Annotated in this window: 25 protein-coding genes; 13 read left to right on the forward strand and 12 right to left on the reverse strand. The window is 61.5% G+C overall.

What is annotated here, in order from left to right; translation table 11 throughout:
- Positions 1 to 28 precede the first annotated feature (28 nt).
- The 10 genes from purH to gcbA form a co-directional block, all read right to left on the reverse strand.
- Entirely contained in the window at positions 29 to 1,636 is a 1,608-nt protein-coding gene (gene purH / locus ACKLNA_RS16810; protein ID WP_408986497.1) for a bifunctional phosphoribosylaminoimidazolecarboxamide formyltransferase/IMP cyclohydrolase, read from the reverse strand.
- A gap of 82 nt (positions 1,637 to 1,718) precedes the next feature.
- The gene (fis, locus tag ACKLNA_RS16815; protein WP_003186237.1) at positions 1,719 to 2,039 is read right to left on the reverse strand and encodes a DNA-binding transcriptional regulator Fis; all 321 of its coding nucleotides are present in this window, start codon (positions 2,037 to 2,039) and stop codon (positions 1,719 to 1,721) included.
- Positions 2,036 to 3,046, reverse strand: a complete 1,011-nt coding sequence (gene dusB / locus ACKLNA_RS16820; RefSeq protein WP_085711228.1) for a tRNA dihydrouridine synthase DusB — start codon at positions 3,044 to 3,046, stop codon at positions 2,036 to 2,038. Before dusB ends, fis begins: the two co-directional genes overlap by 4 nt.
- 185 nt (positions 3,047 to 3,231) lie before the next feature.
- On the reverse strand, positions 3,232 to 4,503 hold the full coding sequence (locus ACKLNA_RS16825; RefSeq protein WP_408986498.1) for a DUF3426 domain-containing protein: 1,272 nt from the start codon (positions 4,501 to 4,503) through the stop codon (positions 3,232 to 3,234).
- A gap of 30 nt (positions 4,504 to 4,533) precedes the next feature.
- On the reverse strand, positions 4,534 to 5,412 hold the full coding sequence (gene prmA, locus ACKLNA_RS16830) for a 50S ribosomal protein L11 methyltransferase (protein ID WP_085732735.1): 879 nt from the start codon (positions 5,410 to 5,412) through the stop codon (positions 4,534 to 4,536).
- A 166-nt stretch (positions 5,413 to 5,578) separates the two neighbouring features.
- The gene (gene accC / locus ACKLNA_RS16835; protein ID WP_085711231.1) at positions 5,579 to 6,937 is read right to left on the reverse strand and encodes an acetyl-CoA carboxylase biotin carboxylase subunit; all 1,359 of its coding nucleotides are present in this window, start codon (positions 6,935 to 6,937) and stop codon (positions 5,579 to 5,581) included.
- Positions 6,938 to 6,954: 17 nt separating this feature from the next.
- Positions 6,955 to 7,422, reverse strand: coding sequence for an acetyl-CoA carboxylase biotin carboxyl carrier protein (accB, locus tag ACKLNA_RS16840; RefSeq protein WP_007951023.1), 468 nt, complete (start codon positions 7,420 to 7,422; stop codon positions 6,955 to 6,957).
- A 24-nt stretch (positions 7,423 to 7,446) separates the two neighbouring features.
- Complete coding sequence (gene aroQ / locus ACKLNA_RS16845) at positions 7,447 to 7,902, reverse strand: type II 3-dehydroquinate dehydratase (protein ID WP_007951022.1); 456 nt, start codon at positions 7,900 to 7,902, stop codon at positions 7,447 to 7,449.
- Positions 7,903 to 8,076: 174 nt separating this feature from the next.
- The gene (locus tag ACKLNA_RS16850; RefSeq protein ID WP_408986499.1) at positions 8,077 to 10,023 is read right to left on the reverse strand and encodes a methyl-accepting chemotaxis protein; all 1,947 of its coding nucleotides are present in this window, start codon (positions 10,021 to 10,023) and stop codon (positions 8,077 to 8,079) included.
- Between the two features lie 51 nt (positions 10,024 to 10,074).
- Positions 10,075 to 11,745, reverse strand: coding sequence for a diguanylate cyclase GcbA (gcbA, locus tag ACKLNA_RS16855; RefSeq protein WP_085711233.1), 1,671 nt, complete (start codon positions 11,743 to 11,745; stop codon positions 10,075 to 10,077).
- Positions 11,746 to 12,071: 326 nt separating this feature from the next.
- Between gcbA and ACKLNA_RS16860 the strand changes: the two genes are divergently transcribed.
- The 11 genes from ACKLNA_RS16860 (at position 12,072) to ACKLNA_RS16910 (ending at position 22,611) form a co-directional block, all read left to right on the forward strand.
- Positions 12,072 to 13,220: a DUF2515 family protein gene (locus ACKLNA_RS16860; protein ID WP_408986500.1), complete on the forward strand. Its 1,149-nt coding sequence runs from the start codon at positions 12,072 to 12,074 to the stop codon at positions 13,218 to 13,220.
- Positions 13,220 to 13,939 carry a hypothetical protein gene (locus ACKLNA_RS16865; RefSeq protein ID WP_408986501.1) on the forward strand — a complete coding sequence of 240 codons (720 nt, stop codon included), beginning with the start codon at positions 13,220 to 13,222 and terminating at the stop codon, positions 13,937 to 13,939. The genes ACKLNA_RS16860 and ACKLNA_RS16865 overlap by 1 nt, the downstream gene beginning before the upstream one ends.
- The gene (locus ACKLNA_RS16870; protein WP_408986502.1) at positions 13,918 to 14,424 is read left to right on the forward strand and encodes an Hcp family type VI secretion system effector; all 507 of its coding nucleotides are present in this window, start codon (positions 13,918 to 13,920) and stop codon (positions 14,422 to 14,424) included. Before ACKLNA_RS16865 ends, ACKLNA_RS16870 begins: the two co-directional genes overlap by 22 nt.
- On the forward strand, positions 14,421 to 14,897 hold the full coding sequence (locus tag ACKLNA_RS16875; RefSeq protein WP_408986503.1) for a hypothetical protein: 477 nt from the start codon (positions 14,421 to 14,423) through the stop codon (positions 14,895 to 14,897). The genes ACKLNA_RS16870 and ACKLNA_RS16875 overlap by 4 nt, the downstream gene beginning before the upstream one ends.
- Positions 14,898 to 15,033: 136 nt before the next feature.
- Positions 15,034 to 16,101 carry a DUF2333 family protein gene (locus ACKLNA_RS16880; protein ID WP_085711234.1) on the forward strand — a complete coding sequence of 356 codons (1,068 nt, stop codon included), beginning with the start codon at positions 15,034 to 15,036 and terminating at the stop codon, positions 16,099 to 16,101.
- Between the two features lie 3 nt (positions 16,102 to 16,104).
- A complete protein-coding gene (locus ACKLNA_RS16885; RefSeq protein WP_408986504.1) occupies positions 16,105 to 16,662 on the forward strand; it encodes an NUDIX hydrolase in 558 nt (185 codons plus the stop codon).
- A 187-nt stretch (positions 16,663 to 16,849) separates the two neighbouring features.
- The gene (locus tag ACKLNA_RS16890; protein WP_408986505.1) at positions 16,850 to 17,221 is read left to right on the forward strand and encodes a translation initiation factor Sui1; all 372 of its coding nucleotides are present in this window, start codon (positions 16,850 to 16,852) and stop codon (positions 17,219 to 17,221) included.
- Positions 17,222 to 17,440: 219 nt separating this feature from the next.
- Complete coding sequence (speA, locus tag ACKLNA_RS16895; RefSeq protein ID WP_408986506.1) at positions 17,441 to 19,354, forward strand: arginine decarboxylase; 1,914 nt, start codon at positions 17,441 to 17,443, stop codon at positions 19,352 to 19,354.
- Between the two features lie 232 nt (positions 19,355 to 19,586).
- Positions 19,587 to 20,927: a type VI secretion system Vgr family protein gene (locus tag ACKLNA_RS16900; RefSeq protein WP_408986507.1), complete on the forward strand. Its 1,341-nt coding sequence runs from the start codon at positions 19,587 to 19,589 to the stop codon at positions 20,925 to 20,927.
- Positions 20,924 to 21,718, forward strand: a complete 795-nt coding sequence (locus ACKLNA_RS16905) for a DUF4123 domain-containing protein (protein ID WP_408986508.1) — start codon at positions 20,924 to 20,926, stop codon at positions 21,716 to 21,718. Before ACKLNA_RS16900 ends, ACKLNA_RS16905 begins: the two co-directional genes overlap by 4 nt.
- A 17-nt stretch (positions 21,719 to 21,735) precedes the next feature.
- On the forward strand, positions 21,736 to 22,611 hold the full coding sequence (locus ACKLNA_RS16910) for an alpha/beta hydrolase (protein ID WP_408986509.1): 876 nt from the start codon (positions 21,736 to 21,738) through the stop codon (positions 22,609 to 22,611).
- On the opposite strand, the gene ACKLNA_RS16915 is transcribed toward ACKLNA_RS16910, so the two are convergent.
- Both ACKLNA_RS16915 and ACKLNA_RS16920 read right to left on the reverse strand, forming a co-directional pair.
- On the reverse strand, positions 22,605 to 23,954 hold the full coding sequence (locus ACKLNA_RS16915; protein ID WP_408986510.1) for an MATE family efflux transporter: 1,350 nt from the start codon (positions 23,952 to 23,954) through the stop codon (positions 22,605 to 22,607). The genes ACKLNA_RS16910 and ACKLNA_RS16915 overlap by 7 nt on opposite strands.
- A 37-nt stretch (positions 23,955 to 23,991) precedes the next feature.
- The gene (locus tag ACKLNA_RS16920; RefSeq protein ID WP_248738457.1) at positions 23,992 to 24,285 is read right to left on the reverse strand and encodes a hypothetical protein; all 294 of its coding nucleotides are present in this window, start codon (positions 24,283 to 24,285) and stop codon (positions 23,992 to 23,994) included.
- A 145-nt stretch (positions 24,286 to 24,430) separates the two neighbouring features.
- On the opposite strand from ACKLNA_RS16920, the gene ACKLNA_RS16925 reads away from it, so the two are divergent.
- The gene (locus ACKLNA_RS16925) at positions 24,431 to 24,733 is read left to right on the forward strand and encodes a MazG-like family protein (RefSeq protein ID WP_011332275.1); all 303 of its coding nucleotides are present in this window, start codon (positions 24,431 to 24,433) and stop codon (positions 24,731 to 24,733) included.
- The gene (locus ACKLNA_RS16930; RefSeq protein ID WP_408986511.1) at positions 24,733 to 25,482 is read left to right on the forward strand and encodes a methyltransferase; all 750 of its coding nucleotides are present in this window, start codon (positions 24,733 to 24,735) and stop codon (positions 25,480 to 25,482) included. Before ACKLNA_RS16925 ends, ACKLNA_RS16930 begins: the two co-directional genes overlap by 1 nt.
- The last annotated feature ends 12 nt before the right edge of the window (positions 25,483 to 25,494 follow it).

Here is a 25,494-nt window from a genome sequence, read left to right on the forward strand (position 1 = left end):
AAGCCCGCTCCCACAGTGGATCGTGTACTTAGTGACGGAAATGACGCATTCCGGTGAACACCATCGCAATACCGGCTTCATCGGCAGCGGCAATCACTTCAGCATCACGCATCGAACCACCCGGCTGGATCACTGCAGTGATACCCACCTTGGCCGCATTGTCCAGGCCGTCACGGAACGGGAAGAACGCGTCCGAAGCCATCACCGAGCCAGCCACTTGCAGACCGGCGTGCTCAGCCTTGATCGCCGCGATACGCGCGGAGTTCACGCGGCTCATCTGGCCGGCGCCGACACCGATGGTCTGACGGTTCTTGGCGTAGACGATGGCGTTGGATTTGACGAACTTGGCCACTTTCCAGGCGAAGATCAGATCGTGGACTTCCTGCTCGGTCGGGGCACGCTTGGTCACCACTTTCAGGTCGTCGGCGCCGATCATGCCGATGTCGCGGCTCTGAACCAGCAGGCCACCGTTGACGCGTTTGTAGTCCCAGGCCGGAACGCGATCCGCCGACCACTCGCCGCAGGCCAGCAGGCGCACATTGGCCTTGGCAGCGACGATTTCACGGGCTTCTGCGCTGACGCTCGGGGCGATGATCACTTCGACGAACTGACGCTCGACGATCGCCTTGGCGGTCTCGGCATCCAGTTCACGGTTGAAGGCGATGATGCCGCCGAATGCCGATTCGGTGTCGGTGGCGTAGGCCAGTTCGTAGGCCTGACGGATGCCGCCTTCGGCGTCCGGGCTCACGGCCACGCCGCACGGGTTGGCGTGCTTGACGATGACGCAGGCCGGTTTGACGAAGCTCTTCACGCATTCCAGCGCGGCGTCGGTGTCGGCCACGTTGTTGTACGACAGCTCTTTGCCTTGCAGCTGGGTGGCGGTGGCGATGCCGACTTCGGCAGGCTTGGCTTCAACGTAGAACGCCGCGCTCTGGTGCGGGTTCTCGCCGTAGCGCATTTCCTGGGCCTTGATGAACTGGCTGTTGAAGGTGCGCGGGAATTCGCTGCGACCTTCGGTGCTGAGGGTTTCGGCAGCCTGGTTCACGGTGCCCATGTAGTTGGCGATCATGCCGTCGTAGGCAGCGGTGTGTTCGAACGCCTTGAGCATCAGGTCGAAACGCTGAGCGTAGGTCAGGCCACCGGCCTTGAGGTTTTCCAGGACGTTGGCGTAATCGCTGGCATTCACCACGATGGCCACGTCTTTGTGGTTTTTCGCCGCCGAACGGACCATGGTCGGGCCACCGATGTCGATGTTCTCGATGGCGGTCGGCAGGTCGCAGCCTGGTTTGCTGATGGTGGCTTCGAACGGGTACAGGTTGACGGCTACCAGATCGATCGGCTTGATGCCGTGCTCGTTCATGATGGCGTCATCGATACCGCGACGACCGAGGATCCCGCCGTGGATTTTCGGGTGCAGGGTTTTCACCCGACCGTCCATCATTTCTGCGAAACCGGTGTAATCCGCGACTTCCACTGCGGCCACGCCGTTGTCCTGCAGCAGTTTGAAGGTCCCGCCGGTGGAAAGGATTTCCACGCCCAGGGCTTCCAGCTCCCTGGCGAATTCGAGGATCCCGGTCTTGTCGGAAACACTGATCAAGGCGCGGCGGATCGGCAGGCGGGTAGTCTGGTCGGTCATCTCAATTTCCATCAAAAGCAAGGGAAGTCAGCAAAAAAGGCGACCGGTTTTACGCGGGCGCCTTTCTGGTTGGATTGAATGCTTACAGCAGATCGTATTGCTTGAGTTTCTTGCGCAGCGTGCCGCGGTTGAGTCCGAGCAGCTCGCTGGCCTTGGTCTGGTTGCCCTTGACGTAGTTCATCACGCTTTCGAGCAGGGGAGCCTCGACTTCGGAGAGCACCAGGTTGTACACGTCCGTGACGGCTGCGCCCTCAAGGTGGGCGAAATAATTGTGCAGCGCCTTCTCGACACTCCCGCGAAGGGTCTGGCCTTCTTCGCTCGGGGTATTGAGGTGCTGTTTCAAATTCACGTTGTCGCTCACGGGTGTTGTTCCACTCACTAAAGTCTCGGTCATCATCGTCATGCGGCCACCCCTTCTCCGTCCCCTGTCAGGCTCTTGTAACGTTCGGCGAAGAACTCCCGAACGTTGGCGCATTGTGTTTCCGTACCATCCAAACGATTGAAACGGGCGCGAAACTCCTTGGCGCCCGGCAAGGTTGCGAGATACCAGCCCACATGCTTTCGGGCAATGCGTACGCCCATCACGTCCCCATAAAAGGCGTGGAGGGCAGCCAGATGCTCAAGCAGAATGCGTTCCACCTCGGACAGCTCCGGCGCCGGCAGTTTTTCGCCGGTACGCAGGAAGTGTTCGATCTCACGAAAAATCCACGGCCGCCCTTGGGCAGCCCGGCCGATCAGCAGGCCATCGGCACCGGTCGCGTCGAGCACGTAGCGGGCCTTTTCCGGCGATACGATGTCGCCGTTGGCAAAGACCGGAATCGACACCGCCTGCTTGATCGCAGCAATGGTGTCGTACTCGGCTTCGCCGGTGTACAGGTCGGCGCGGGTGCGGCCATGCACCGCCAGCGCCGTGATCCCGGCCTGCTCGGCGATCTTCGCCACCGTCAGGCCGTTCTTGTTGTCGCGATCCCATCCGGTGCGGATCTTCAGGGTTACCGGCACATCAACCGCAGCCACCACGGCGTGCAGGATCTCGGTAACCAGTGCTTCATCCTTCAACAACGCGGAGCCGGCAGCCTTGTTGCAGACCTTCTTCGCCGGACAACCCATGTTGATGTCGATAATCTGTGCACCCAGTTCGACGTTGGCCCGGGCTGCATCCGCCAGCATCTGCGCGTCGCCACCGGCAATCTGTACCGAGCGTGGCTCGGGATCGCCTTCGTGGATCATGCGCATGCGCGACTTGCGGGTGTTCCACAGGCTCATGTCACTGGTGACCATTTCCGAGACTACAAGCCCTGCGCCCAAACGCTTGCACAGCTGACGAAAGGGCTGGTCGGTGACACCCGCCATGGGGGCGAGGATCAAGCCGTTCTGCAATGTATATGGGCCGATGCGTACCGCCGACATAGGACTTCCCTGAAGTGGGGCCGGATCATGAGAGTTCGAAAAAGGGTTGGCATGATACCCGCTCTCGATGACTGGATAAAGGCTGAATTGAACAAAATCTGAACAGTCATTTCGTTATTGCCTGCGGTTTGGTCGCGCAGGGCAAAGTCAGAAAACTGCCGTCAATCCTGGAGCGCTGAAGTGTTTCACTCGGGGGAGTGGAAACTCAGACTGTAGTTCACCGCTTTCGGTCCCGGATCGAGGATGTCCAGAGCGATGTGGATGGGCGTCTGCGGCGGCATTTCCGCCATGCCCTCGAGATCGCCGTTGAGGTATTCACCGGGTTTGAACCGGCGACTGGCGATCAGGTGGCCGTTGAGGTCGGCAAAGCGCAACTCCAGCAGCGGAAACGGTTGCGAGAACGGGGCGCGGTTGTAAATGATCGCGTCCACCACCAGCGCACCGCTGAATTCCGGATGGCTGCGCACCACCAGGTTGCTGCTCTTGATCTTGGCGATATCGACTTTGGACGGCACCGTGCAGCCGACTTGCGGGCACAGTTGCTGGAACCACGGGCGGTACTGGTCCTGGCGGGCCAGTTCGTCGAAGTGATAGGCGATGTACTGGCCGGCGAGACCGGCGGCGGCGAGCAGCACCAGCAACAGCCACAACAGGCGTCGGCCCCAGGGCGAGCGGCGCTTTTGCCAGTCCAGTTGCAGCGGATCGTCGGTCAGGTCCTGCAAAACCTCGGCGCGCACGCCGGGTTCGTCACGTTCGCGCTTTTTGCGTGGAGGTTCGATTGCAGGCAGATCGTCGTCGACGTCATCGCTGGCTGACAGGCGCTCATGGCGGGCAGAAGGATCGATCGGATCGTGCAGGCGCAGTTGCGGAATGGGAGGCTCGTCGTCGAGGTCTACCGGTTCCAGCGACAGCGAAGGCTCGGTGCGTTCCGGTTTTTCCGGTTCGAAGTCGACGACTTCGGCTTCGTGTTCAGGCTCGACTGTCCGCTCGTCCGCCGGTTCGCTGAACAGGCTGTCCGACCAATGTTCGTCTTCCGGCTCGTGACTGTCGCGACGCGCGCTGAGAGATTCTTCGCGCGGGCGGCCGAATTCAGTGGTCGGCTGGATTTCCCGCTGCTCGAGACGAGCCAGTTCCTGATCCAGATCAAGGCTGTCGAGATCGAGCTCGGCCGCGCTCCACTGCTTCTGGCTGATGGCGCGAGGTTCGGGTGGTTCGATTGGCTCGGGTTGTCTGGCGACGACCGGCGCTTCGATAACCGGTGCCGGTTCGACAATGGCCGGCGCTACCGGCGTGACTGCTTCCTTGCCTGCGCGTTGCTCAAGCAGCTGTTTGGCGGCGTTGAACACTTGCAGGCAGGAGCCGCAACGAACCACCCCGCGGGCCACGCTCAATTGAGTGTGGCTGACGCGGAAACTGGTTTGGCAATGCGGGCACTGGGTGACGAAGCTGTCGGTCATGCGGCGATCCGGATTGAGCAGGCGGTCATTCTAGCGCCGACGGCCAGTGATGCGCACCCAGCCATCACGATTGGCGATCGGGTCAAGATCGAAGTCCTGCGCGTAGGCGGCGGCGACTTCTTCGCCCTGTTCGGCGAGGATCCCGGACAGCGCCAGACGGCCGCCGGACTTGACCAGGCCAGACAGTTGCGGTGCCAGGGAAACCAGCGGGCCGGCCAGGATGTTGGCCACCAGCACGTCGGCTTTGACCTGTGGCAGATCTTCCGGCAGGTACAGCGGGAACAGCTCGTCGGCAATGCCGTTGCGACCGGCGTTGTCGCGGGAAGCTTCAAGCGCCTGCACGTCGATGTCGGTGCCGACCGCTTCTTTCGCGCCGAGCAGCAAGGCGGCGATGGCCAGAATCCCAGAGCCGCAGCCGAAGTCCAGCACGTTGCAGTCTTTCAGATCCTGGCCGTCCAGCCACTCCAGGCACAGGGCGGTGGTCGGGTGGGTGCCGGTACCGAACGCCAGGCCCGGATCCAGCAGCAGATTGACTGCATCAGGTTGCGGCGCGGCGTGCCAGCTCGGCACGATCCACAGGCGCTGACCGAACTGCATCGGCTGGAAGCCGTCCATCCAGCTGCGTTCCCAGTCCTGGTCTTCGATGACTTCGCTGTGATGCTCGGGCAGCGGGCTACCGGTCAGCAGTTCCAGATGGGCGAGTACCGGGGCGGCTTCGGTGCCGCCCTCGAACAGGGCCAGCAGGTGGGTGTGCGCCCACAGCGGGGTGGTATTGAGTTCCGGTTCGAAGATCGGCTGATCTTCGGCGTCCATGAAGGTCACCGAAACGGCGCCCACTTCAAGGAAAGCGTCTTCGTAGGTTTCGGCTTGTTCTGGGCTGATGGCGAGACGGACTTGCAGCCAAGGCATGGCGGGCACCTGTGAAAAAGATTGATTGCAGCCTAGCGGCCTGCGAGAAGCGCGCAAGTTTACGCGAGCGCGACGGTTTTGTGGGAGCGGGGAATGTGTGAGCAGATGAAACCTGCAGAAACAACAAAGCCGCCCGAAGGCGGCCTTGTCATGTGCGGGCTTGAGCTTAGTGCTTGTCGCCAGCCAGCTTGTGCTCGAGGTAGTGAATGTTCACGCCCCCTTTGCAGAAGCCTTCGTCACGGGTCAGATCACGGTGCAGCGGGATGTTGGTCTTGATCCCGTCGACCACGATTTCGTCCAGGGCGTTGCGCATGCGGGCCATGGCTTCGTCGCGGGTGGCGCCGTAAGTGATCAGCTTGCCGATCAGCGAGTCGTAGTTCGGGGGAACGGCATAACCGCTGTACAGGTGCGAATCGACGCGAACGCCGTTGCCGCCTGGGGCGTGGAAATGCTTGACCGTACCCGGGCTCGGCATGAAGGTCTTTGGATCTTCAGCGTTGATCCGGCATTCCAGCGAGTGACCGCGGATAACCACGTCATCCTGAGTGAACGACAGCTTGTTGCCAGCGGCGATGCTGAGCATCTCCTTGACGATGTCGATACCGGTGACCATTTCCGAAACCGGGTGCTCCACCTGAACACGGGTGTTCATTTCGATGAAGTAGAAACGACCGTTCTCGTACAGGAACTCGAAAGTGCCGGCGCCACGGTAGCCGATGTCGATGCACGCCTTGACGCAGCGAGCCAGGACTTCCTTGCGCGCGTTCTCGTCGATGCCCGGTGCCGGCGCTTCTTCGAGAACTTTCTGGTGGCGGCGTTGCAGCGAGCAATCGCGGTCGCCCAGATGGATGGCGTTGCCCTGGCCGTCGGACAGTACCTGCACTTCGACGTGACGCGGGTTGGTCAGGAATTTTTCCAGATAGACCATCGGGTTGCCGAACGCCGCGCCAGCTTCGGAGCGGGTCAGTTTGGCCGAGGCGATCAGGTCTTCTTCCTTGTGCACCACGCGCATGCCGCGACCGCCACCGCCGCCGGCGGCCTTGATGATCACCGGATAGCCGACTTCGCGACCGATGCGCAGCGCCGTTTCTTCGTCTTCCGGCAACGGGCCGTCAGAGCCTGGAACGGTTGGAACGCCCGCTTCGATCATCGCGTGCTTGGCCGATACCTTGTCGCCCATCAGGCGAATGGTCTCGGCTTTCGGGCCGATGAAAGCGAAGCCGGAGTTCTCGACCTGCTCGGCAAAATCGGCGTTTTCCGCGAGGAAACCGTAGCCTGGGTGAATGGCGGTAGCGCCAGTCACTTCAGCGGCCGCAATGATTGCCGGGATGTGCAGGTAGGAGTGCGCGGCAGAAGCCGGGCCGATGCAGACGGATTCGTCTGCCAGACCCAGGTGCATCAGCTCTTTGTCGGCCTTGGAGTAAACGGCGACGGTCTTGATGCCCATCTCTTTGCAGGCACGCAGAATCCGCAGGGCGATCTCACCGCGGTTAGCGATCAGAACTTTTTCCAACTTCGCAGTCATCAAAGGCTCTCCGCAGTTCAAACGATGGTGAACAGCGGTTGGTCGTACTCAACCGGCTGGCCGTCTTCGACGAGGATGGACTCGATCACACCGCTGGTTTCAGCTTCGATGTGGTTCATCATCTTCATGGCTTCGACGATGCACAGGGTGTCGCCTTTCTTCACGGTCTGGCCGACTTCAACGAAGGACGGCGAGGTTGGCGAAGATTTGCGATAGAAGGTGCCGACCATCGGCGAACGGGCAACGGTGCCGTTCAGCGCTGGAGCAGCAGCGGCAGCTGGAGCGGCTGCAGCAGCCACCGGAGCGGCAGCGGCGGCAGGTGCAGCGGCCGGAGCCTGCATCGGAGCCGGAGCGTAGTACTGCTGCGCCGGGGTCTTGCTGTGGCGGCTGATGCGTACGGACTCTTCGCCTTCCTTGATCTCGAGCTCGTCGATGCCGGACTCTTCCAGCAATTCGATCAGTTTCTTAACTTTACGGATATCCATGAATCATCAACTCCCAAGGGTCGGTCAGGGGCGTATAGCTTGTTGTTCAAGCTGCTCTAGTGCAGCCTCCAGGGCCAGTCGGTAACCGCTGGCGCCAAGGCCGCAGATCACTCCCACCGCTACGTCGGAGAAGTAAGAGTGATGGCGGAAAGGTTCGCGTTTGTGCACGTTGGACAAATGCACTTCGATGAATGGGATGCTCACTCCCAGCAGCGCGTCACGTAATGCGACACTTGTGTGCGTAAAAGCTGCCGGATTGATAAGAATGAAGTCCACACCTTCGCCGCGTGCGGCATGGATGCGGTCGATCAATTCGTACTCGGCATTGCTTTGCAGGTACAGCAGATGATGGCCGGCTTCACGGGCGCGGCGTTCCAGATCCTGATTGATCTGCGCCAGGGTGGTCGACCCGTAGGTCCCGGGTTCCCGGGTGCCGAGCAGGTTCAGGTTGGGGCCGTGCAGCACCAGTAGCGTTGCCATCTGCGTGTTCCTTGTTATGGGTGAGCCTCGTCAGAACCCGGCGACTATGCCGCAAAGACTTTGTGACTGTCCAGTTCTCTGCAATAGCCAGCACGATCTCCGATGTTTGCGCGAAATATGTGACTGAGTGATCAGATCCGGTCATTCACGCCGCCAAACCCGGCACAATCGCGATCAGACGCGGAATGCCTGCACCGCTGTATGCAGTTGTCCACCCAATACCAGCAGATTCTCCCCCTGTTCCCGTCCTTCACCGATGCGTAGCAGGTTATCCCCACCCAATTGGTGAATCCGTTCGCTGTGATCGCGGATTTCGCTGACCGCGCCGCTTTGCTGCGCGGTGACATCGGCGATGCGCACCGCCGTGTCGGAAATGGTCTGTATGGCGCCGACGATCTTGTCCAGCGCACCGTCCGCCGATTGCGCCTGATTGGCCGTGGCTTCGGCGTGTTCGACTTGGGCGCGCATGCCTTCGACCGATTGTCGGGCGGCGGTTTGCAGGCCGGCGATCAAGGTCTGGATTTCTGCGGTGGCGCCGGCGGTGCGTTGTGCCAATGAGCGGACTTCTTCGGCCACCACGGCAAAACCACGGCCCATTTCCCCGGCGCGGGCGGCTTCGATTGCCGCGTTCAGCGCCAGCAGGTTGGTCTGATCGGCAATCGAGCGGATCACTGTCAGTACGCCGCCGATGGTCGCCGACTCTTCGGCCAGATGCTCGATCATCTGTGCATTGCCTTGCACTTCTTCTACCAGTGCATGCAGGCCGGTGAGGCTCAGGCCGATGACTTTTTGCCCATGTTCGACAGCCTGTCCTGCGTGATGGCTGGCGTCCGCAGCCTGACGCGCATCGCCGGCCACTTGCTGGATGGTCGCTTCCAGTTCGCTCAGGGAGTCACGGATCAGTGCGGTATCGCCGGCCTGATGCTCGGCGCCGCTGTGCAAGTCGTTGCTCAGTTCGGCCAGGGTGCGGCTGCTGCCCGCCACTTGTTCGGCATTGCCGCGAATGGTCCCGACCAGATCCACCAGATAGGCACGCAGGCGATTGAGCGAGGCTTCGATGTCGTGGAGTTCGCGGTTGGTCTTGCCCAGATGGATATCGCGGCTGAAGTCGCCTTCGGCCCAGGTCGACAGCGCAGGGGCGAGGTTGGTCAGGGTGCGGGCCAGGCGTCGCTGCAGGGTGTCGATCAGCAGGGCAATCAACAGGATCAGGCCGATCATCACGCCTTGCATCAGGCGCACTTCGCTCTGAATCTGGCCATGCTGGGCGCGCACCACCGGTTCGAGTCCGGCGATGGCTTGTTGAACGGCGGCGATCTTCTGATGGGTCGCGGTGCTGAGGTCGGTGCGTTTCTGGATCTGGTCGCGGGTACGTGCCAGTTCCGCCGGATAGCGATTGAGCAGACTGTTTAGGTCGCGTTTGAGGCCTACGCCGGCGTCTTCGGCGACAGCCTTTTCGGTGCTCTCAATGCCCATCATCGAGGCGAAATCGTCGCTGCCGGATTCGCTGCTGGCGACCACGCCGAGCAAGGGCAGGGTATCGATTGCCTGAGCCTGGGTGCGGATGTTGCTGACCTCGCGTTCGACATCGGCGGCCAGTTCACTGCGCCCGCTGCTGACCAGTTTGTCCCGGGCCAGCGACAGCTTGCCCAAGTGCTGAGACGCGGCGAGCAACGGTGTCAGGTACGCCACGTTGCCGCTGGCATAAGTGCTGAGCTGATCGAGACTGGCACTCAGTTCCCGTTCGGCTTGCAACAGCAACGCCTGAGGATCGCCGGCCAGTTTGCCGGCAGCGAGGAGGTCGGTCTTGCTGAATTCTTCGAGGCCCGACAGGCTCGGACGCAGCGTCTCGGCCAGTGCCGGTGGCAGTTCGCCGAGTTCTTTCTGCAGGCTGTCGATGGCCTGGCTGGCACTGCTCAGGCGCAGGGCATCGCCGCTGCCGAGGTAGTCTTCTACGTTGCGCGCCACTTCATTCTGAAATTGCTGGGACAGCCCGAGGTAGCGCTCCATCAACAGATACGGGCGTTCGAGGGCTTTTTGCGACCACCAGAGCGTGGCGCCGAGGGCCACGCAGACGGCGACCAGCAACAGCGTGTTGAGATTGGTGAGCAACTTCAGGCGCATGACGGCTACCAACGGCAGTAATGGTAAGCGCCTGAATTTATTGCGGTTCTGTTACAGGGTTATGACCGAATCGGTGGATTCCGGTGAAAAAGTGGCACTTTGCTTTGAGTCCCGCGCGGTCTGCACCCGATTGCGGCCTTCACCCTTGGCGCGGTACAGCGCCTCGTCGGCCTGGCTGGCCATCATCAGGCTGTCGGAGTCGTCGTGCATCTCCACCACCCCGGCGCTGAACGTGCACCACAGATCCTGCGGCTGGGCCGGGTAGTGAATCTCGGCAAAGCGCTGGCGGATTTCGTCGAGCACTTTGTGTGCAGCTTCTATATCGGTGTCAGGCATGACGATGGCGAATTCTTCGCCGCCATAACGGCCGATGAAATCGGTCTTGCGCAAACGCTGCTTGAGGAACAGCGCCAGGCTCTTGATCACCCGGTCGCCCATGGGATGGCCATGGCTGTCATTGACCCGTTTGAAGTGGTCGATGTCGAGCATCGCAAAACTCAGTGGTTTGTTTTCGCGGCGGGCGCGGAACGAGCAGTCTTCCAGCAACTGAAGAATGTGTGTGTGGTTGTACAGGCCGGTGAGGCTGTCGCGCACCATCCGCGCCTTGAGATTGCGCGCGCGTGCCGCGCGGTTGCGCACCGTGGTGATCAGGTGGCGCGGTTTGATCGGTTTGGTCAGGAAGTCGTCGCCGCCTTCGCTCATGGCGTCGAGCTGCTTGTCCAGGTCGTCTTCGGCCGACAGGTAAATGATCGGCACGCTGACATAACGGTCGTTGTGACGGATGACCTTGGCCAGTTCGGTGCCGGTGCAGGCCGGCATGTACATGTCGAGGATGATTAGGTCCGGCTGGAAGTCCGCCAGCTCGGCCATGGCCTGAATCGGCTCGATCAGCGTGCGAGTGACAATCCCGGCGCTGTTGAGCAAGCGTTCGGTGTGCATCGCCTGAGCGCGGGAGTCGTCGATGATCAGCACTTTATAAGGCTCGTACTGGGCGACGCAGGTCAGGACTTCGATTTTCTCCAGCAGGCTCGAGGCTTCGAGGGTGCCGGTGAGGAACTCCTGACCGCCGGCGCGCACGGCGGCGAGGCGGGTCGGGGTGTCGGTTTCGTGCAGGCTGAAGAACAGCAGCGGCAACGGTTCTTCCAGACCTTGCTGGGCTTCGGCCGCGAGTTTCAGGCCGACGCCGGCGCCGCTGAAGTCCACGTCCATGACGATCGCGGCCGGCAGACGCTCGACCATCGACGAGCGGAACGCCGACACACTGTCCAGCGCCTGGGCGCTGAGACCGAAAAATTCTAGTTGTTTGGCCAGCCGTTCGGCGCGGTCGTGATCCTGAAGCATCACGTAGATCGGTTTGCGCAGGGGCGGCAGAAAGGTCTGGTCGAGCTGGTCACCATGGCGCAGGCCAGTGCGCGACAAGCGCTGCATCAAACGGTTGAGGTCGGTGATCAGGCCGCTGCTCAGGCGCCCGCGATTGGCATCCACCGCTTCCAGCGACTGGCTGATGTGGTGGGCCAGTTGGGTGTGCTCGGGCTGTTCGAAGCGCTCGGCAAAACGCAGCAGGCGCAAATTGGCCTCGCTCAGTTCGGCGAGGTCGGCAGTGGACCACTCACTGCGTTGCAGGCGCTGCCATATCTCAAGAATCTGACGTGCCTGATGAATTACCCGCTGGGCAAAGTGGTGCTTGAGGCGCTCACGGCTGGGGTCTTCTGGCTCGGTCATATCCTGACTACTAGTTAGGGTGCATGCTGAGATCGACTGGTGGCTCTATGCTAGCACCTCTTTCCGGTTACATGAGTGTCGTACGTCAATAATCTGCGGTACGTCACCATTCAGTTTCTGACCGATGGGTTTTTATTGGAGCCCTGGCGTCGACGAAGTCCCCGTGAAACGGGGGTGTTCAGGACCTTTCCCATTCTTTGTGAAGAAACTTCATGCAACTTGAAGGGTGGATTCTGTCGGGGATTTCTGATTTTTCGCAGAGCCGGTTTTGAACGGATCTCCGGCTGATAGGGTCAGGGAAACCCCTACGAGATATTTGCCCGGATATGACTCAGTGTTTCAACGAGTACCCCGGCGACGGCCAGCGTCTGAATCACAACACCACGCCTGTTGCCGACTGTCAGTGCAACGAAGAAGTGTTGTATGGCGAGAAGGTGCGGGTGACCGAAGTGCCGGTGCTGACCTGTCAGTGCGTCTGGCGCCGCTTTCAGCAAGAGGCCGAGAAGGTCGTTGCCCCTGACGGGATGCTGATTGCCGATCCGGTGCAACGCAATCGGGCGATCAACGCCGCTTATGCCCGGTTGTGGCTGCATGATTCGCGATTCCAGTGGGCGGGGCTGGCGGCGTTCGCATCCAAACAGGTGGGCTGCGGGTTGCTGCATGCGTCAGACAGCATCGAGCTGATCCGGCAGGAGCATGAGGCGCGGCAGCAGGTACGGGACGGGCGCCGTGAGTCCGGGCTGTTGACCCCGGACAAAATTCCCGGGCAGGCCGAGGCCTGGAAAGAATACGAACAGGCGAGGGCGCGCAATCCCTTGCCTTCGCTGGACTTTCGCGCGCCGGGTGAAGAGTTGTCATTGGTGCAGCAACAGTACCGGCATGTGTACGACATGATGGCGATGGGCAATACCACGTTGTTTCTGGATGTCTATCCGCTGCATCGGTTTTATGCGGTGCGTGGGTTGGCGGAGCTGAAGAAGTGTTTGGAAACACGGGTAGGCATTCATGGGCATGCAAAGTTTCCAGTGATTTGGCCGGTGGGCCAGGAAACGCTTCCTTTTGGGCAAGCATTTGAGCAAATCCTGAACGCCTTCGAGGCGATAGATGCGGGGAAAATTGCCTCAAGCGTGCAGCATCTGGCCTGGCACGAACAGCAAAACATTCTTCAGCCGAGCATCTACGAAAACCGTCAATTGGTAATGCTGCTGCGTAGCAACCATTTTTCCTACGTGACTGGATTCCCTTCCGGTGTGGCCCAGGCCATCGAGCTGACCCTCACCAGTCAGTGTCAGCGGGTCGATGACGGTCGCACCATCGATTTCGGCCGCGACCCGATGGCGGACCTGTCCGACATCGATCAGCGAATGGCTTTTGTCCTGCGGGCGGCAGACCGTTTTCACCAGATGCTCAATGACAACAACAGGGACGCACTGGCGCAATCCATCCGAGAAATCGCTGCCAGGGAGGACGCTTGATGCGCTTGCGATCCTGTCTGTCCAGATGGCGCAGTTGGGCATGGCTGATGCTTTGTGGTGTTCTGGCCGTGGCTGCCGCACGCCAGTTGACGCAGCCATTGTGGGGCGACTCCGTGATCGCCATGTCCATAGGCGGAACCTATGAATACATGCGTGACCATTCGACCGCACCCCTCGCTATATGGGGCCATGTTGGCAGGCCCGTTTGGGGGGGCGCTTCCAGGACAGATGCGCGCCTGCGATTTGTCGATCCGCAGTACGGGTTCGAAACGCCACCAGCGCGGTTCTTTACGTTCACGTTCAAAGGCAACCTGGTCGGTAATATTCGTATGTCTCCTCAGATCGAACCCTTGTTGATCGATGATGCCTTGAAGGTCGTTCTCGATCTGCAAGCCCAATGGTGCGCGAAAGGGTGGAGGCCGCTGGGGATCCCGTTATATCCCACCATCGCGGACACCCCGGAGTGGCGAGCCTATCTAAGACCGGGGATACGGACTGGTGCCACTTACTGGAAGGCCGGCGACCAGTACGAAGCGATGTTGTTTCTTGGACGATTCGCCGATTCCAGACACCCCGACCAGGAGCGCTATCTCATCACCCTGGAACTCAGCAAACCCTGGCGATTCGGGGATATGGAACACGTCGCCGAAGTACCTCATCCCTTTCCCCCGCCTCAACCGCAAAAAGGAGCGATCCCATGCCAACCCCTGCCTTCATGACCCTCCACGGCAGCCGCCAGGGTCTGATCAGCGCCGGCGCCTTTACCGAAGCATCTTTGGGCAACAGCTATCAGACCGGGCGCGAGGACAAGATCATGCTTCAGTCCCTGAGTCATGGCATTGTCGTGCCCAGAGGCGCCGGTGCCGGGCGACGGCTGCACAAGCCTCTGGTCATCACCAAAACCCTCGACAAGGCATCGCCGTTGATCCAGATCGCAATGTGTTCCGGTGAACTGCTGAGCAAGTGTCGTGTGGAGTTGTATCGCACATCGGCCCACGGCACTCAGGAGCACTTCTATACGATAGAACTGGAGGACGCGCTGATCGTCAGTGCCGAAGTATTGATGCCGGATTGTCAGGACCCGGGCGTTTCCCACCTGACGCAACGGGAAAAAGTCCAGTTCAGCTATCGACGCATTTACTGGCGGCACGAGATCAGCCGGACGATGGGCTCCGATGAATGGCAGAGCGAGGGCCAGGCATGAGGCTGATTCATCGATCACACGTTACCCAGCTCGAGCGCCGGCAGGTTTATCCGGTGGATCAGGCGCTGGAGAGGGTATGCAAAGTGTTGCTTGACCGGCAACCGCTCGAAGGTCTGGATCAGTTGCGGGCCGGCCTTGCGATCGATCTGGACAGCGAGGTGCTGGAGCAGGTCGAACAGGGTGAATGGCTGTTGCTCATGGTCGACGCAGAGACTGGCGACTGGCCGGTCGCCGCGGCAGTCTTCGATCAGGCGGTGCTGGATCTGATGAACAATCCTCCGCCCCAGCCAACCCGCACCCCGCGGATCTTTCGCCTGGTCGACAGCATGACAGGCGAACCCCTGGCACAGCAGCCGTATATTGCAACGGTTGACGGGGTTCCCACCCAGCGCCGCACTGACGCCTCGGGCATTGCACATCTATTTACGGCGGATGATGTCCGGCAGATTTCAATGAGGATCTTCAACATCTGAAGCGTGCGTCTATCCTTTCGCTCACCGGCAGTGCCCGGTTGTTTCAATTCGATGCCCAATCGTGGGTGCCGGGTCGAGGCACGTTGTTGTATGGTTGCTGTCGAACCGTTGAACCCAAGATTGAAAGGATATCGCCATGCTGGACTGGAAGAATCGCGCGGGCAGCGCGCCCGAACGTGCCGCCGAGCCGAAATCCGCCGCCCGCAGCTATGTGGGCGGCCTGTTGTTCAGCCGCGCATTGGCCACACTGGTCGGTATTTACCTGTTGGTGACCATCGCCCTGGGCTGGTACTGGAGCGAGGAACCGGCCCTGTTCCCCGTGGCGCAGAACGCCCAGCTGGCCGCCGAGAAGGAAGGCAAGCAGATGGTGGTCGGCTACACCACCGTCGAAACCCTCAAGACCGTCGCCGGCACCCTGCTGAACAAGCCGGGCGGCTACATTTCCAACGACCGTTTCCCGCCGGGCCTGTGGATGGACAACATGCCGAGCTGGGAATATGGCGTGCTGGTCCAGGTGCGCGACCTGACCCGTGCCCTGCGCAAGGACTTCGCCCGCTCGCAGTCGCAATCGGCTGAAGACGCTGATCTGGCCAAGGCCGAGCCGCGCTTCAACTTCGACAACAAGAGCTGGATCCTGCCATCCAGCGAGTCGGAATACCAGGAAGGCATCAACTCCCTGAGCCGTTATCAGGCACGCCTGTCTGACCCGACGCAAAAGAATGCGCTGTTCTACGCCCGCGCCGACAACCTGAACAACTGGCTGGGCGACGTCGGTACGCGTCTCGGTTCTCTGTCGCAACGACTGTCGGCCAGTGTCGGTCGCGTCAAACTGAATACAGCACTGAAAACCGAAGTCCCGGCGGTGGGTGAAGTGCCGCAGGTCGACGAGGAAGTCGTCGAGACCCCGTGGATGCAGATCGACAACGTGTTCTATGAAGCCCGTGGCCAGGCCTGGGCGCTGTCGCACCTGTTGCGTGCCATCGAAGTCGACTTCGCCGACGTGCTGGCGAAGAAGAACGCCACGGTCAGCGTGCGTCAGATCATCCGTGAGCTGGAGGCTTCCCAGGAAACCGTCTGGAGCCCGATGATCCTCAATGGCAGCGGCTTCGGCATTCTGGCCAACCACTCGCTGGTGATGGCCAACTATATTTCCCGGGCCAACGCCGCCGTGATCGATCTTCGTCAATTGCTCAACCAGGGCTGAGTCATGAGCGACAACGCCAGAGAGGCGGCCCACCGCGCCGCCTCGGATGCCGAACAGATCGCCTGGGTCGACGAACAGGACAACCTGCTCGGATCCCTCGTCCGTTCCGCCTTGCGCGAGCGCGGGCTGATCGGACGCGGCACCTACATCATGCTGTTCAACTCTGCCGGTGAACTCTGTGTCCATCGGCGGACCCTGAGCAAAGCCATTTATCCCGGCTACTGGGACGTGGCGGCCGGCGGCATGGTGCAGGCGAACGAGACCTACGCCGAGTCGGCGGCCCGTGAGCTGGAAGAAGAGTTGGGGGTGAGCGGTGTCGAGCTGACGGCCCATGACCATTTCTATTTCGAGGATCCCGGCAATCGCCTGTGGTGTTCGGCGTTCTCGGCGGTGTGGGACGGGCCGCTGATCCTGCAGCCGGAAGAGGTGCTCGAAGCACGCTTCATTCCGGTCGATCAGGTGATGCTGGAAATCGAGCAAAAGCCTTATTGCCCGGACTCTCTGGCAGCTTTGAAGCGCTATCTGAAGGCTCAGCAAAGCGACGTCGCAAAGAACTCATAAATTGGCGCCGATTGGCACTTAGCAATCGGCGTTTTTGCCGTTACACTGCGCGACCTTTTCAAGCTGTGCCGGCCTGCTTTACAGGAGCAACCGGTGCAGTAGCGCTGCCCCTGCCTGAGTGGGGCTTCGCGGTCGATAGCCTTGCCCAAGGCTGCGATCAGTCTTTGTCCTCCCGAGAGGATTGCCGGTGGCCAAAAAAGCCGCATCCTTCGCCGCCCTGGGCGGCCTGGTATTTTCCACCGACGCAGGTCGTCATTGCCCGGAATGCAGTAAACCGGTGGACACCTGTATCTGCAGACAAACCGTGATTCCGGCCGGCGACGGCATTGCCCGCGTGCGTCGCGAGAGCAAGGGCCGTGGCGGCAAGACGGTGACCACCATCACCGGCGTGCCCCTGGCCGAAGACGCACTCAAAGAGCTGGCGACAACGCTGAAAAAGCGTTGCGGCACCGGCGGTGCTTTGAAAGACGGGGTCATCGAGATCCAGGGCGATCATGTCGAGCTACTCTTGGCCGAGTTGACCAGGCACGGTTTCAAGGCGAAGAAGTCCGGCGGCTAGCAGCCTCTGTGAAAACCACCAGCGGCTTGATCCGGCTCTGATTGTCATCAGTCCCGGCGTCGTCTCCATGGTTTTCACAGAGCCTGTTCATGACCGGTTTCTAAACTCAACGCTGTCAGCGCGGTCTACCGCCCCGCTGACGAACCGTCATTTTCATTCTTTAGACTGCGCCGGCCTGCAATCAGGCGACGCACTATGACTTCTTTATAGGGGACTTCGATGTCCGTACGACGCACACGCAAAGACGATGGCAGCCAATGGACAGTTGCGGACAGCCGCAGTGTTTACGGGATTCGCCATTGGGGGGCCGGGTATTTCGCGATCAATGACGCCGGTCGCGTCGAAGTTCGTCCGAACGGCCCGAGCAGTTCACCGATCGACCTGTTCGAACAGGTCGACCAGTTGCGCAAGAGCGGCCTGTCGTTGCCGCTGCTGGTGCGTTTTCCCGACATCCTGCAAGACCGCGTGCGTCAGCTGACCGGTGCTTTCGACGCGAACATCGAGCGTCTGGAATACCAGAGCAAATACACCGCGCTGTACCCGATCAAGGTCAACCAGCAGGAAGCGGTGATCGAAAACATCATCGCCACCCAGAACGTCTCCATCGGTCTGGAAGCCGGCTCCAAGCCTGAACTGCTGGCCGTGCTGGCACTGGCGCCGAAGGGCGGCACCATCGTCTGCAACGGTTACAAGGACCGCGAGTTCATCCGTCTGGCGCTGATGGGCCAGAAGCTCGGTCACAACGTGTTCATCGTGATCGAAAAAGAATCCGAGGTCGGTCTGGTGATCGAAGAAGCCGCTTCGCTGCGGGTCAAGCCACAGGTCGGCTTGCGGGTGCGCCTGTCGTCGCTGGCCTCGTCGAAGTGGGCGGACACCGGTGGCGAAAAATCCAAGTTCGGTCTGTCGGCGGCGCAACTGCTGTCGGTGGTCGAGCGTTTCCGCGCGGCGGGTCTGGATCAGGGCATCCGTCTGCTGCACTTCCACATGGGTTCGCAGATCGCCAACCTGGCCGACTACCAGCACGGTTTCAAGGAAGCTATCCGTTATTACGGCGAGCTGCGCAACCTCGGTCTGCCGGTCGATCACATCGACGTCGGCGGCGGTCTGGGTGTGGACTACGACGGTACTCACTCGCGCAACGCCAGTTCGATCAACTACGACATGGATGACTACGCCGGTGTCGTGGTCGGCATGCTCAAGGAGTTCTGCGACGCGCAGAGCCTGCCGCATCCGCATATCTTCTCCGAAAGCGGCCGTTCGCTGACCGCCCACCACGCGATGCTGGTGGTGCAGGTGACCGACGTCGAGAAGCACAACGACGACGTGCCGCAGATCGAGAACAAGGAAGCGCTGCCGGAAACCGTGCAGTGGCTGGTCGACCTGCTCGGCCCGACCGACATCGAAATGGTCACCGAAACTTACTGGCGCGCTACCCACTATATGAGCGACGTGGCCGCCCAGTACGCCGACGGCAAGCTGACCCTGGCCGAGAAAGCCCTGGCCGAGCAGTGTTACTTCGCCGTGTGCCGTCGCCTGCACAACTCGCTGAAGGCGCGTCAGCGTTCGCACCGTCAGGTGCTGGACGAACTCAACGACAAGCTGGCCGACAAGTACATCTGCAACTTCTCGGTGTTCCAGAGCCTGCCGGACACCTGGGCGATCGATCAGGTGCTGCCGATCATCCCGCTGCACCGTCTCGACGAAGAGCCGCTGCGTCGTGCGGTGCTGCAGGATCTGACCTGCGACTCCGACGGCAAGATCAACCAGTACGTCGACGAGCAGAGCATCGAGACCAGCCTGCCGGTGCACGGGCTGAACGAAGGTGAAGACTATCTGCTGGGCGTGTTCCTGGTCGGCGCCTATCAGGAAATCCTCGGCGACATGCACAACCTGTTCGGTGACACCGACTCGGTGAACATCTACCAGAACGCCGACGGCAGCGTGTACCACGCCGGGATCGAGACCCACGACACCATCGAAGACATGCTGCGCTACGTGCACCTGTCGCCGGAAGAGCTGATGACCCACTACCGCGACAAGTGCGCCAGTGCCCGCATCAGCGCCAGCGAGCGCACCCAGTTCCTCGATGCATTGCGCCTGGGTCTGACCCGTTCCTCCTACCTGTCTTCCTGACGGCGGGTTCCGAATCCATCAGGTTGTCTGAAATTGTTCCGCACGCAGCGGAAGTTTCAGATGGCCTGATGCGACTTCTCTTTTTCTTCCAGCGAAATGACCTTCATCCTCACAAGAAAAGTGATGTCGTCTGCTTTTCACGTAGGCCAATTCCTAATTTGTACTTCGGCTCTCTACTCGGCCATGGCTCTCAGCGAGAATCCCCGGCCGCCCCTCCTGTAGAGAATCGCCCATGTTCGATCCAGCCGACGAGCCGTCGTTTTGTCTCGATGTCGCGGGTCTGTCCGCCCCCCTCGAAGTCCTGGCCTTTACCGGTTGCGAGGCAATCAGCGAGCCTTTTGCGTTCGAAATCGATCTGTTGATCAGCGATCCTCATCTCGATCTTGCCGGTCTTTTGTATCGCCCCGCACGCCTGTGCTTCGGGCCTCCTGGCAATGGGGTGCACGGACAATTGCAGGGCCTTGTCCAGCACGAACATGGCCATGGCGCCCGGTTGTGCCGGGCGCGGCTGGGGCCGAAGCTGGGTTGTCTGGGGCTGCGCCATAGCCAGCGAATGTTCAGTGGCCGATCGGTGCCACAGATTCTTGATCAGGTGCTCAGGGAGCATGGCATCACCGGCCATCAGCGCCGGTTCGAATTGCAGGCCGATCATCCGCCCCGCAGGTTCTGTACTCAGTACGGTGAATCGGATCTGCAACTGGTGCAGCGTCTGTGCGCGCAGTCGCGGATTCACTATCACTTCGAGCATGGGCGCGAGAGCCATTGTCTGGTGTTCGGCGACAACCCGGCGCGGTTGCCGCGAGCGGGGGAGGTTCCATTCGATGCTCGAGCGTCGGTTCCAGCGGTGCGCCGCTGGCGGATTCGAGAACAAGCCAGCGGGGCCTCTGAAGCCTCCGTGCGTTCCCGAACGGCGCAGGGGCATTCGGACGTGCCAACCTTGCGTAGCGGTCGGTGGTTGAATCTGTCCCCGCAGCCGTTTGCCGAGTGCGACACGCACTGGCTGCTGACGCGTATCGAGCACCGGGCCGATCAGATGCTCGAACCGGCCTACAGCAACCGGCTCCGTGCCGTCGACGGCCTGCTGGCGTGCGGGCCGGTCGTCGAGCGTCCGGTGTCGAGCATGGGCAGTCTGCAGCGGGCCTGGGTGGTGGCGGTCGATGAACCTCAGCCTGATCGCTCGCGGCCGGTGGCGGTGCAGTTTGACTGGCTCTATCAGGGCGAAGGTGCGAAACCCAGCCATTGCTGGCTGCCACTGGCCCCTGCGTTGGCGGATACGGCACTGACGTCATTGCGTGAAGGCGTCGAGGTGGTCGTGAGCTTTATCGAAGGTGATCCCGAGCAACCGGTGATCAGCGGTGTTCTACAGCCGACGGCAACCGCCGGGAGCCATGAGGATGACGAACCGCCGCTGCCCGACACCCTGGCAAGTGAAGGCCTGGCGCCATGGCTGGGTGCGTGCGAGCCTTTGCTGCTGTTATGCCTGATGCCGGGTGGCGGCAGCTACCGGCACTGTCGGGAGTCGGTCTGCAGCTGCCGGCTGGTCGCCGGACTCAGCCCTGGCGATGGACGATGAGCGGCAAGGCACCGGGTCAGCGTGCGCAATGGCTGTTGCTGGATGTCATGCATGCACCGCAGGCGTTGAGGGTGTTGCGCCAGGCATTCTCCGGCGTATCGAGCCGTAAGCTGTTTGACGGTACGGAGTTTCAGCCCGTGTGCGAGCAAGGGCCGTTGTTGATCGATCTGCGCGATTGCCCGGCGCTGTCGGCGTTGTGCCACACCGACCCGCACACCTGGTGCGGGCTGTTGCTGGGCAGCGATGCCACGATCGAATCGCTGCGTGCACATTTGCAGCGGATGCTGACGGTTTCTGTGGGCCTGAATCATCGTGCGCTGCTCAATTATTACGACCGGCAGACCGCCAGCTACTTTTTCGACGCCTGTGATGCCCGCCAGTTGAGCTGCTGGCTCGGGCCGGTCAACTGGCTGCGCTGGTTCGGCGGTACCTGGGTGGACCGGGCGAGCGGCAGCCTGGGCTGGCAACAATTGCGCAACCCGGGCCTGGACGTAGAGCCACTGGAAATAGAACAGGGGCTGACCCGTCATCAACGCGAGCGCCTGCATCGCTGCCTGCTGGAGCAACACATCTGGCGCTGGAGCCAATCGACGGGAACCGATTACCGCACGCTGTCCTCTCACGTTGAACAAGGCCTGGCATTGGGTTTCAGCGAACGGACGGTGCTGGACGACTGGTTGTGGCTACGCTTGCTGCATCCGCGCGCAGAACTGGTGCAACCGCCACAAGGGTTGACCCAGCAAGAGCGGCTCGATCATCTGCGTCGCCGCTGGCAGAACAATCCACCCTGAGACGAGGTTTCGCGCGCATGGCCCACTCTTTACGGCATTGGTTTTGCGCGATCCCTGCTGGTTTACTGCTGTTGCTGCTCAGCGGTTGTTCGCCGCTGAAAATGCTCAACGGCCTGACGCCTGCGGACAGCTACGTCAAAACCGCAGACATCGCCTATGGAGAGGATCCGCGTCAGAAGCTCGATGTCTACGTGCCGCGCCATCTGCTCGAAGACGCCCCGGTGGTGGTGTTTTTCTATGGCGGCAGCTGGAACAGCGGTGACCGTGGCGATTACCGGTTTGTCGGCGAGGCGCTGGCCTCCCGGGGCATTGTGACGGTGGTGGCGGACTATCGGTTGTACCCGCAGGTGCGTTACCCGTTGTTTCTCGAGGACGGAGCCCGCGCCGTCGCGTGGGCCAAGGCCAATATCCATGAATATTCCGGCAATCCCCGGCGGCTGTACCTGATGGGACACAGCTCCGGAGCCTACAACGCATCGATGCTGGCGCTGGATTCGCGACTGCTGGGCGCGGTCGGGATGTCCCCCGCCGACCTGAGTGGCTGGATCGGTCTGGCCGGGCCTTACGACTTTCTACCGATCAAGAATCCCGAGGTGCGCCCGGTGTTTTTCTGGCCGGACTCGCCGCCGCAATCGCAGCCGATCCGGCATGTCAGCCACGGCGCGCCACCGGCACTGTTGATTGCCGCGAGCCGCGACAGCCTGGTCGATCCGGCCCGCAATGCCGGCGGCCTGGCGCGAACACTGCGCGAGGCCGGCGTGCCGGTGCAGGATTTGTACTATGCCCGGCCCAACCACGCGACGCTGGTGGCGACAATGTCTCGGCCATTACGTTGGCTGGCGCCGGTACTGGATCAGGTTGTCGGTTTTATCCGGCACACGCCGCCTCAGTGAAGGGCGCCGGCAAACCAGCCGTCGTTGCGCCGCAACCGCCACGCCAATATGCCGAGGGTGAGGCTGCGCAGCACCATGAACAGCAGGAAAGATATCCACAGGCCGTGATTGCCCAGCCCGCTCAATGCCCAGGCGAACGGCAGCAGCAGGGCGACCGTCAACAGCATGCCATTGCGCATTTCCCGGGCGCGGGTAGCGCCGATGAACAGGCCGTCGAGCAAGTAGCTCCACACGGCAATCAACGGCAGCACGGCGAGGTAGGGCAGATAGATGAACGCGGTTTCGCGCACGCTATGAATGTCGGTCTGCATTTCGATGAACAAGTGCCCGGCGAACAGAAACAACGCAGCAAAACCCAGGCTCGCCAGCAACGACCAGCCGCCGGCCACCACCAGCGAACGCCGCAGGGCCATGCGATCGCGGGCGCCAATGGCATGCCCGCACAACGCCTCGACCGCGTGGGCCAGTCCGTCCAGCGCATGGGCGGTCAGCAGCAGACCGTTGAGCAGCAGCGCATTGGCCGCGACCGTAGCGTCACCCAGCCGTGCGCCTTGTACGGTGATCAGGAAAAACACCGATTGCAGCGCCAGGCTGCGGATGAAAATGTCGCGGTTGACCCCCAATAGCGGCCGCCAGCTCTGCCAAACCCTCAATGCCGCCCAGACGATTTGCCCGGGGTAAGCGTGCAAGGCCTTGCGGGTGAGCGCCAAGCCGAGCAGGGCGCCGCACCATTCGGCGACCACCGAGGCCCGGGCCGAACCGACCACGCCCCAGTCCAGACCAATCACGAACCACAGGTTCAGCACGATGTTGATCAGGTTGGTGGTCAACAGAATCGCCAGCGGCGCCCGGGCGTTCTGGGTGCCGAGGAACCAGCCGACCAGCGCATAACTGGCCAGCGCCGCCGGCAGCCCAAACAGGCGGGTGTGGAAGAAATCGCGGGTCAGTTGATTGAGCTCCGGCGATGGCTGCATGAAGTGCAGGGCGACCCCACTCAGCGGCACACCCACGGCCCCCAGCAGCAATGCCAGCCCCATCGCCAGCAACAGACCTTGCAGCAGGATCTGCCGCAGCGCCGCACCATCACTGCGCCCGGCCGCCTGCGCGGCGAACCCGGTGGTGCCCATGCGCAGGAAGCCCATGGCCCAGGCCAGCACGGTGTACAGGCTGGCCCCGACCGCCACCGCGCCCAACTGATGGGCGTGAGGCAGGTGACCGATGACGGTGCTGTCGACCAGCGCCACCAGCGGCACGGAAATGTTGGAAAGGATCATGGGGGCGGCGAGGGCCCAGACCCGGCGATGGGTCGGGCGGTCGCGCCAGTCGGCGGTCAGGTTGGACATGCGGGCTCCTTGGGGAGCGGCATTGTAGCGGGAGGTGTCAGTGAATGATCCAGCTCAGCAGCCACAGTCCCAGCAGCAACCAGATGATTCCGGCAATGATCGACGCATTCATGAACGCCCGGATTGCCGACCACAGCAGCATCAGGCCGACGATCAACGCAATGATGCTGATGATCGAAGTGTCCATGCCCAGGGCCTTCGCCAGTCCGTCGACGAAGTTGCCGCCGGCATGGCTCAACAGATTGAACAGGCCGCTCAGGCCATCGACGATGAAGCGGATGATCGAGCCGAGCGCCTGGCCCAGCCATTCGAAAAAGCTTTCTACCTGCATGTTTGCATCCTGATGAAAGAGCTGAGCCTTGGGCCGCGCCGGGGGCGGCCGAGTTCCCTGCAAGCATAGAGGGTTTGCCGGGTGGTGGCTGCCCCTTGCCTTCGCGCAGCTTCCCCCCGAAGCTATACGCCTTCAGGAGAACCCGATGAACCTTGTTGAACTGACCGAACGCCTGCACGCCATTCGCGACCGCAATGACTGGCGGCAATTTCACAGTCCGAAAAACCTGGCCATGGCCGCCAGTGTGGAAATGTCCGAGCTGGTGGAAATCTTCCAGTGGCTGACCGAAGACCAGTCCCGCGAACTGCCGGCGGACAAACTGGCCCACGCCGGCCAGGAAGTCGGTGACATCGTCCTTTATCTGTTGCTGCTGTGCAGCGAGCTGGGGCTGGACATGAATGAAGTGGTGCGCAGCAAGCTCGCCGACAGCGAACGGCGGTTCAGCTGATGAGCGACCGTCATTTCGATCAGTTGGCGACCCGTTTCGCCGAGAAGATCTACGGCGGCGCCAAAGGCGCGATCCGCCTCGCGGTGTTGCAGGCCGATCTTGCCGAAGCCTTGCCGGATCGTCCGTTGCGGGTGCTGGACATCGGTGGCGGCCTGGGCCATATGTCGCTGTGGCTGGCGGAGCACGGGCACGACGTGACCTTTACCGAGCCGGCCGAGCCGATGCTCGAAGGCGCGCGCCAGCGTTTCGCCGAGGCCGGGCAGACCGCGACGTTCATCCAGGCGCCGTGGCAGGAACTGCTCGGTCAACTCACCGAACCCTATGACGTGGTGATCTGCCACGCGGTGCTTGAATGGCTCGCCGAACCCCACGCGATCCTGCCGGTGCTGCATCAATTGACCAAACCCGGCGGCTGGCTGTCGCTGGCGTTCTACAATCGTGATGCGCTGGTCTACCGCAACCTGCTCAAAGGCCATTTCAAGAAAATGCGCAGGAACGACATGGCCGGCGAAAAGCAGAGCCTGACCCCGCAGCAGCCGCTGGATCCACGGGAACTGGCCACGCAACTCGAAGGCTTGTGGCAGGTCGAAACCCAGAGCGGGATCCGGGTTTTCCACGATTACATGCCGGTGGAATTCCAGGCCCGTGCCGAGTTGATTGATTTGCTCGAGATGGAGCTCGCCCACCGTCGTCACCCAAGCTTCGCCGGGCTTGGGCGCTACTTGCACTGGATCTGCCGGCCGATCTGATCGGAGCATGAA

Origin of the sequence: Pseudomonas sp. UV AK001 (assembly GCF_046097675.1) — a bacterium.
GTDB lineage: Bacteria > Pseudomonadota > Gammaproteobacteria > Pseudomonadales > Pseudomonadaceae > Aquipseudomonas > Aquipseudomonas kribbensis.

What these genes read in the sequence shown, in the direction of transcription:
- ACKLNA_RS16915 (WP_408986510.1), bottom strand. Translation starts at nt 23,954, where the DNA reads ATGTCCAACCTGACCGCCGACTGGCGCGACCGCCCGACCCATCGCCGG.
- ACKLNA_RS16920 (WP_248738457.1), bottom strand. Translation starts at nt 24,285, where the DNA reads ATGCAGGTAGAAAGCTTTTTCGAATGGCTGGGCCAGGCGCTCGGCTCG.
- accB (WP_007951023.1), bottom strand. Translation starts at nt 7,422, where the DNA reads ATGGATATCCGTAAAGTTAAGAAACTGATCGAATTGCTGGAAGAGTCC.
- prmA (WP_085732735.1), bottom strand. Translation starts at nt 5,412, where the DNA reads ATGCCTTGGCTGCAAGTCCGTCTCGCCATCAGCCCAGAACAAGCCGAA.
- fis (WP_003186237.1), bottom strand. Translation starts at nt 2,039, where the DNA reads ATGACGATGATGACCGAGACTTTAGTGAGTGGAACAACACCCGTGAGC.
- ACKLNA_RS16825 (WP_408986498.1), bottom strand. Translation starts at nt 4,503, where the DNA reads ATGACCGACAGCTTCGTCACCCAGTGCCCGCATTGCCAAACCAGTTTC.
- ACKLNA_RS16875 (WP_408986503.1), top strand. Translation starts at nt 14,421, where the DNA reads ATGAGGCTGATTCATCGATCACACGTTACCCAGCTCGAGCGCCGGCAG.
- ACKLNA_RS16930 (WP_408986511.1), top strand. Translation starts at nt 24,733, where the DNA reads ATGAGCGACCGTCATTTCGATCAGTTGGCGACCCGTTTCGCCGAGAAG.
- ACKLNA_RS16865 (WP_408986501.1), top strand. Translation starts at nt 13,220, where the DNA reads ATGCGCTTGCGATCCTGTCTGTCCAGATGGCGCAGTTGGGCATGGCTG.
- ACKLNA_RS16870 (WP_408986502.1), top strand. Translation starts at nt 13,918, where the DNA reads ATGCCAACCCCTGCCTTCATGACCCTCCACGGCAGCCGCCAGGGTCTG.
- accC (WP_085711231.1), bottom strand. Translation starts at nt 6,937, where the DNA reads ATGACTGCGAAGTTGGAAAAAGTTCTGATCGCTAACCGCGGTGAGATC.
- ACKLNA_RS16925 (WP_011332275.1), top strand. Translation starts at nt 24,431, where the DNA reads ATGAACCTTGTTGAACTGACCGAACGCCTGCACGCCATTCGCGACCGC.
- ACKLNA_RS16850 (WP_408986499.1), bottom strand. Translation starts at nt 10,023, where the DNA reads ATGCGCCTGAAGTTGCTCACCAATCTCAACACGCTGTTGCTGGTCGCC.
- ACKLNA_RS16885 (WP_408986504.1), top strand. Translation starts at nt 16,105, where the DNA reads ATGAGCGACAACGCCAGAGAGGCGGCCCACCGCGCCGCCTCGGATGCC.
- speA (WP_408986506.1), top strand. Translation starts at nt 17,441, where the DNA reads ATGTCCGTACGACGCACACGCAAAGACGATGGCAGCCAATGGACAGTT.
- dusB (WP_085711228.1), bottom strand. Translation starts at nt 3,046, where the DNA reads ATGTCGGCGGTACGCATCGGCCCATATACATTGCAGAACGGCTTGATC.
- ACKLNA_RS16880 (WP_085711234.1), top strand. Translation starts at nt 15,034, where the DNA reads ATGCTGGACTGGAAGAATCGCGCGGGCAGCGCGCCCGAACGTGCCGCC.
- ACKLNA_RS16905 (WP_408986508.1), top strand. Translation starts at nt 20,924, where the DNA reads ATGAGCGGCAAGGCACCGGGTCAGCGTGCGCAATGGCTGTTGCTGGAT.
- ACKLNA_RS16860 (WP_408986500.1), top strand. Translation starts at nt 12,072, where the DNA reads ATGACTCAGTGTTTCAACGAGTACCCCGGCGACGGCCAGCGTCTGAAT.
- gcbA (WP_085711233.1), bottom strand. Translation starts at nt 11,745, where the DNA reads ATGACCGAGCCAGAAGACCCCAGCCGTGAGCGCCTCAAGCACCACTTT.
- ACKLNA_RS16900 (WP_408986507.1), top strand. Translation starts at nt 19,587, where the DNA reads ATGTTCGATCCAGCCGACGAGCCGTCGTTTTGTCTCGATGTCGCGGGT.
- purH (WP_408986497.1), bottom strand. Translation starts at nt 1,636, where the DNA reads ATGACCGACCAGACTACCCGCCTGCCGATCCGCCGCGCCTTGATCAGT.
- ACKLNA_RS16910 (WP_408986509.1), top strand. Translation starts at nt 21,736, where the DNA reads ATGGCCCACTCTTTACGGCATTGGTTTTGCGCGATCCCTGCTGGTTTA.
- aroQ (WP_007951022.1), bottom strand. Translation starts at nt 7,902, where the DNA reads ATGGCAACGCTACTGGTGCTGCACGGCCCCAACCTGAACCTGCTCGGC.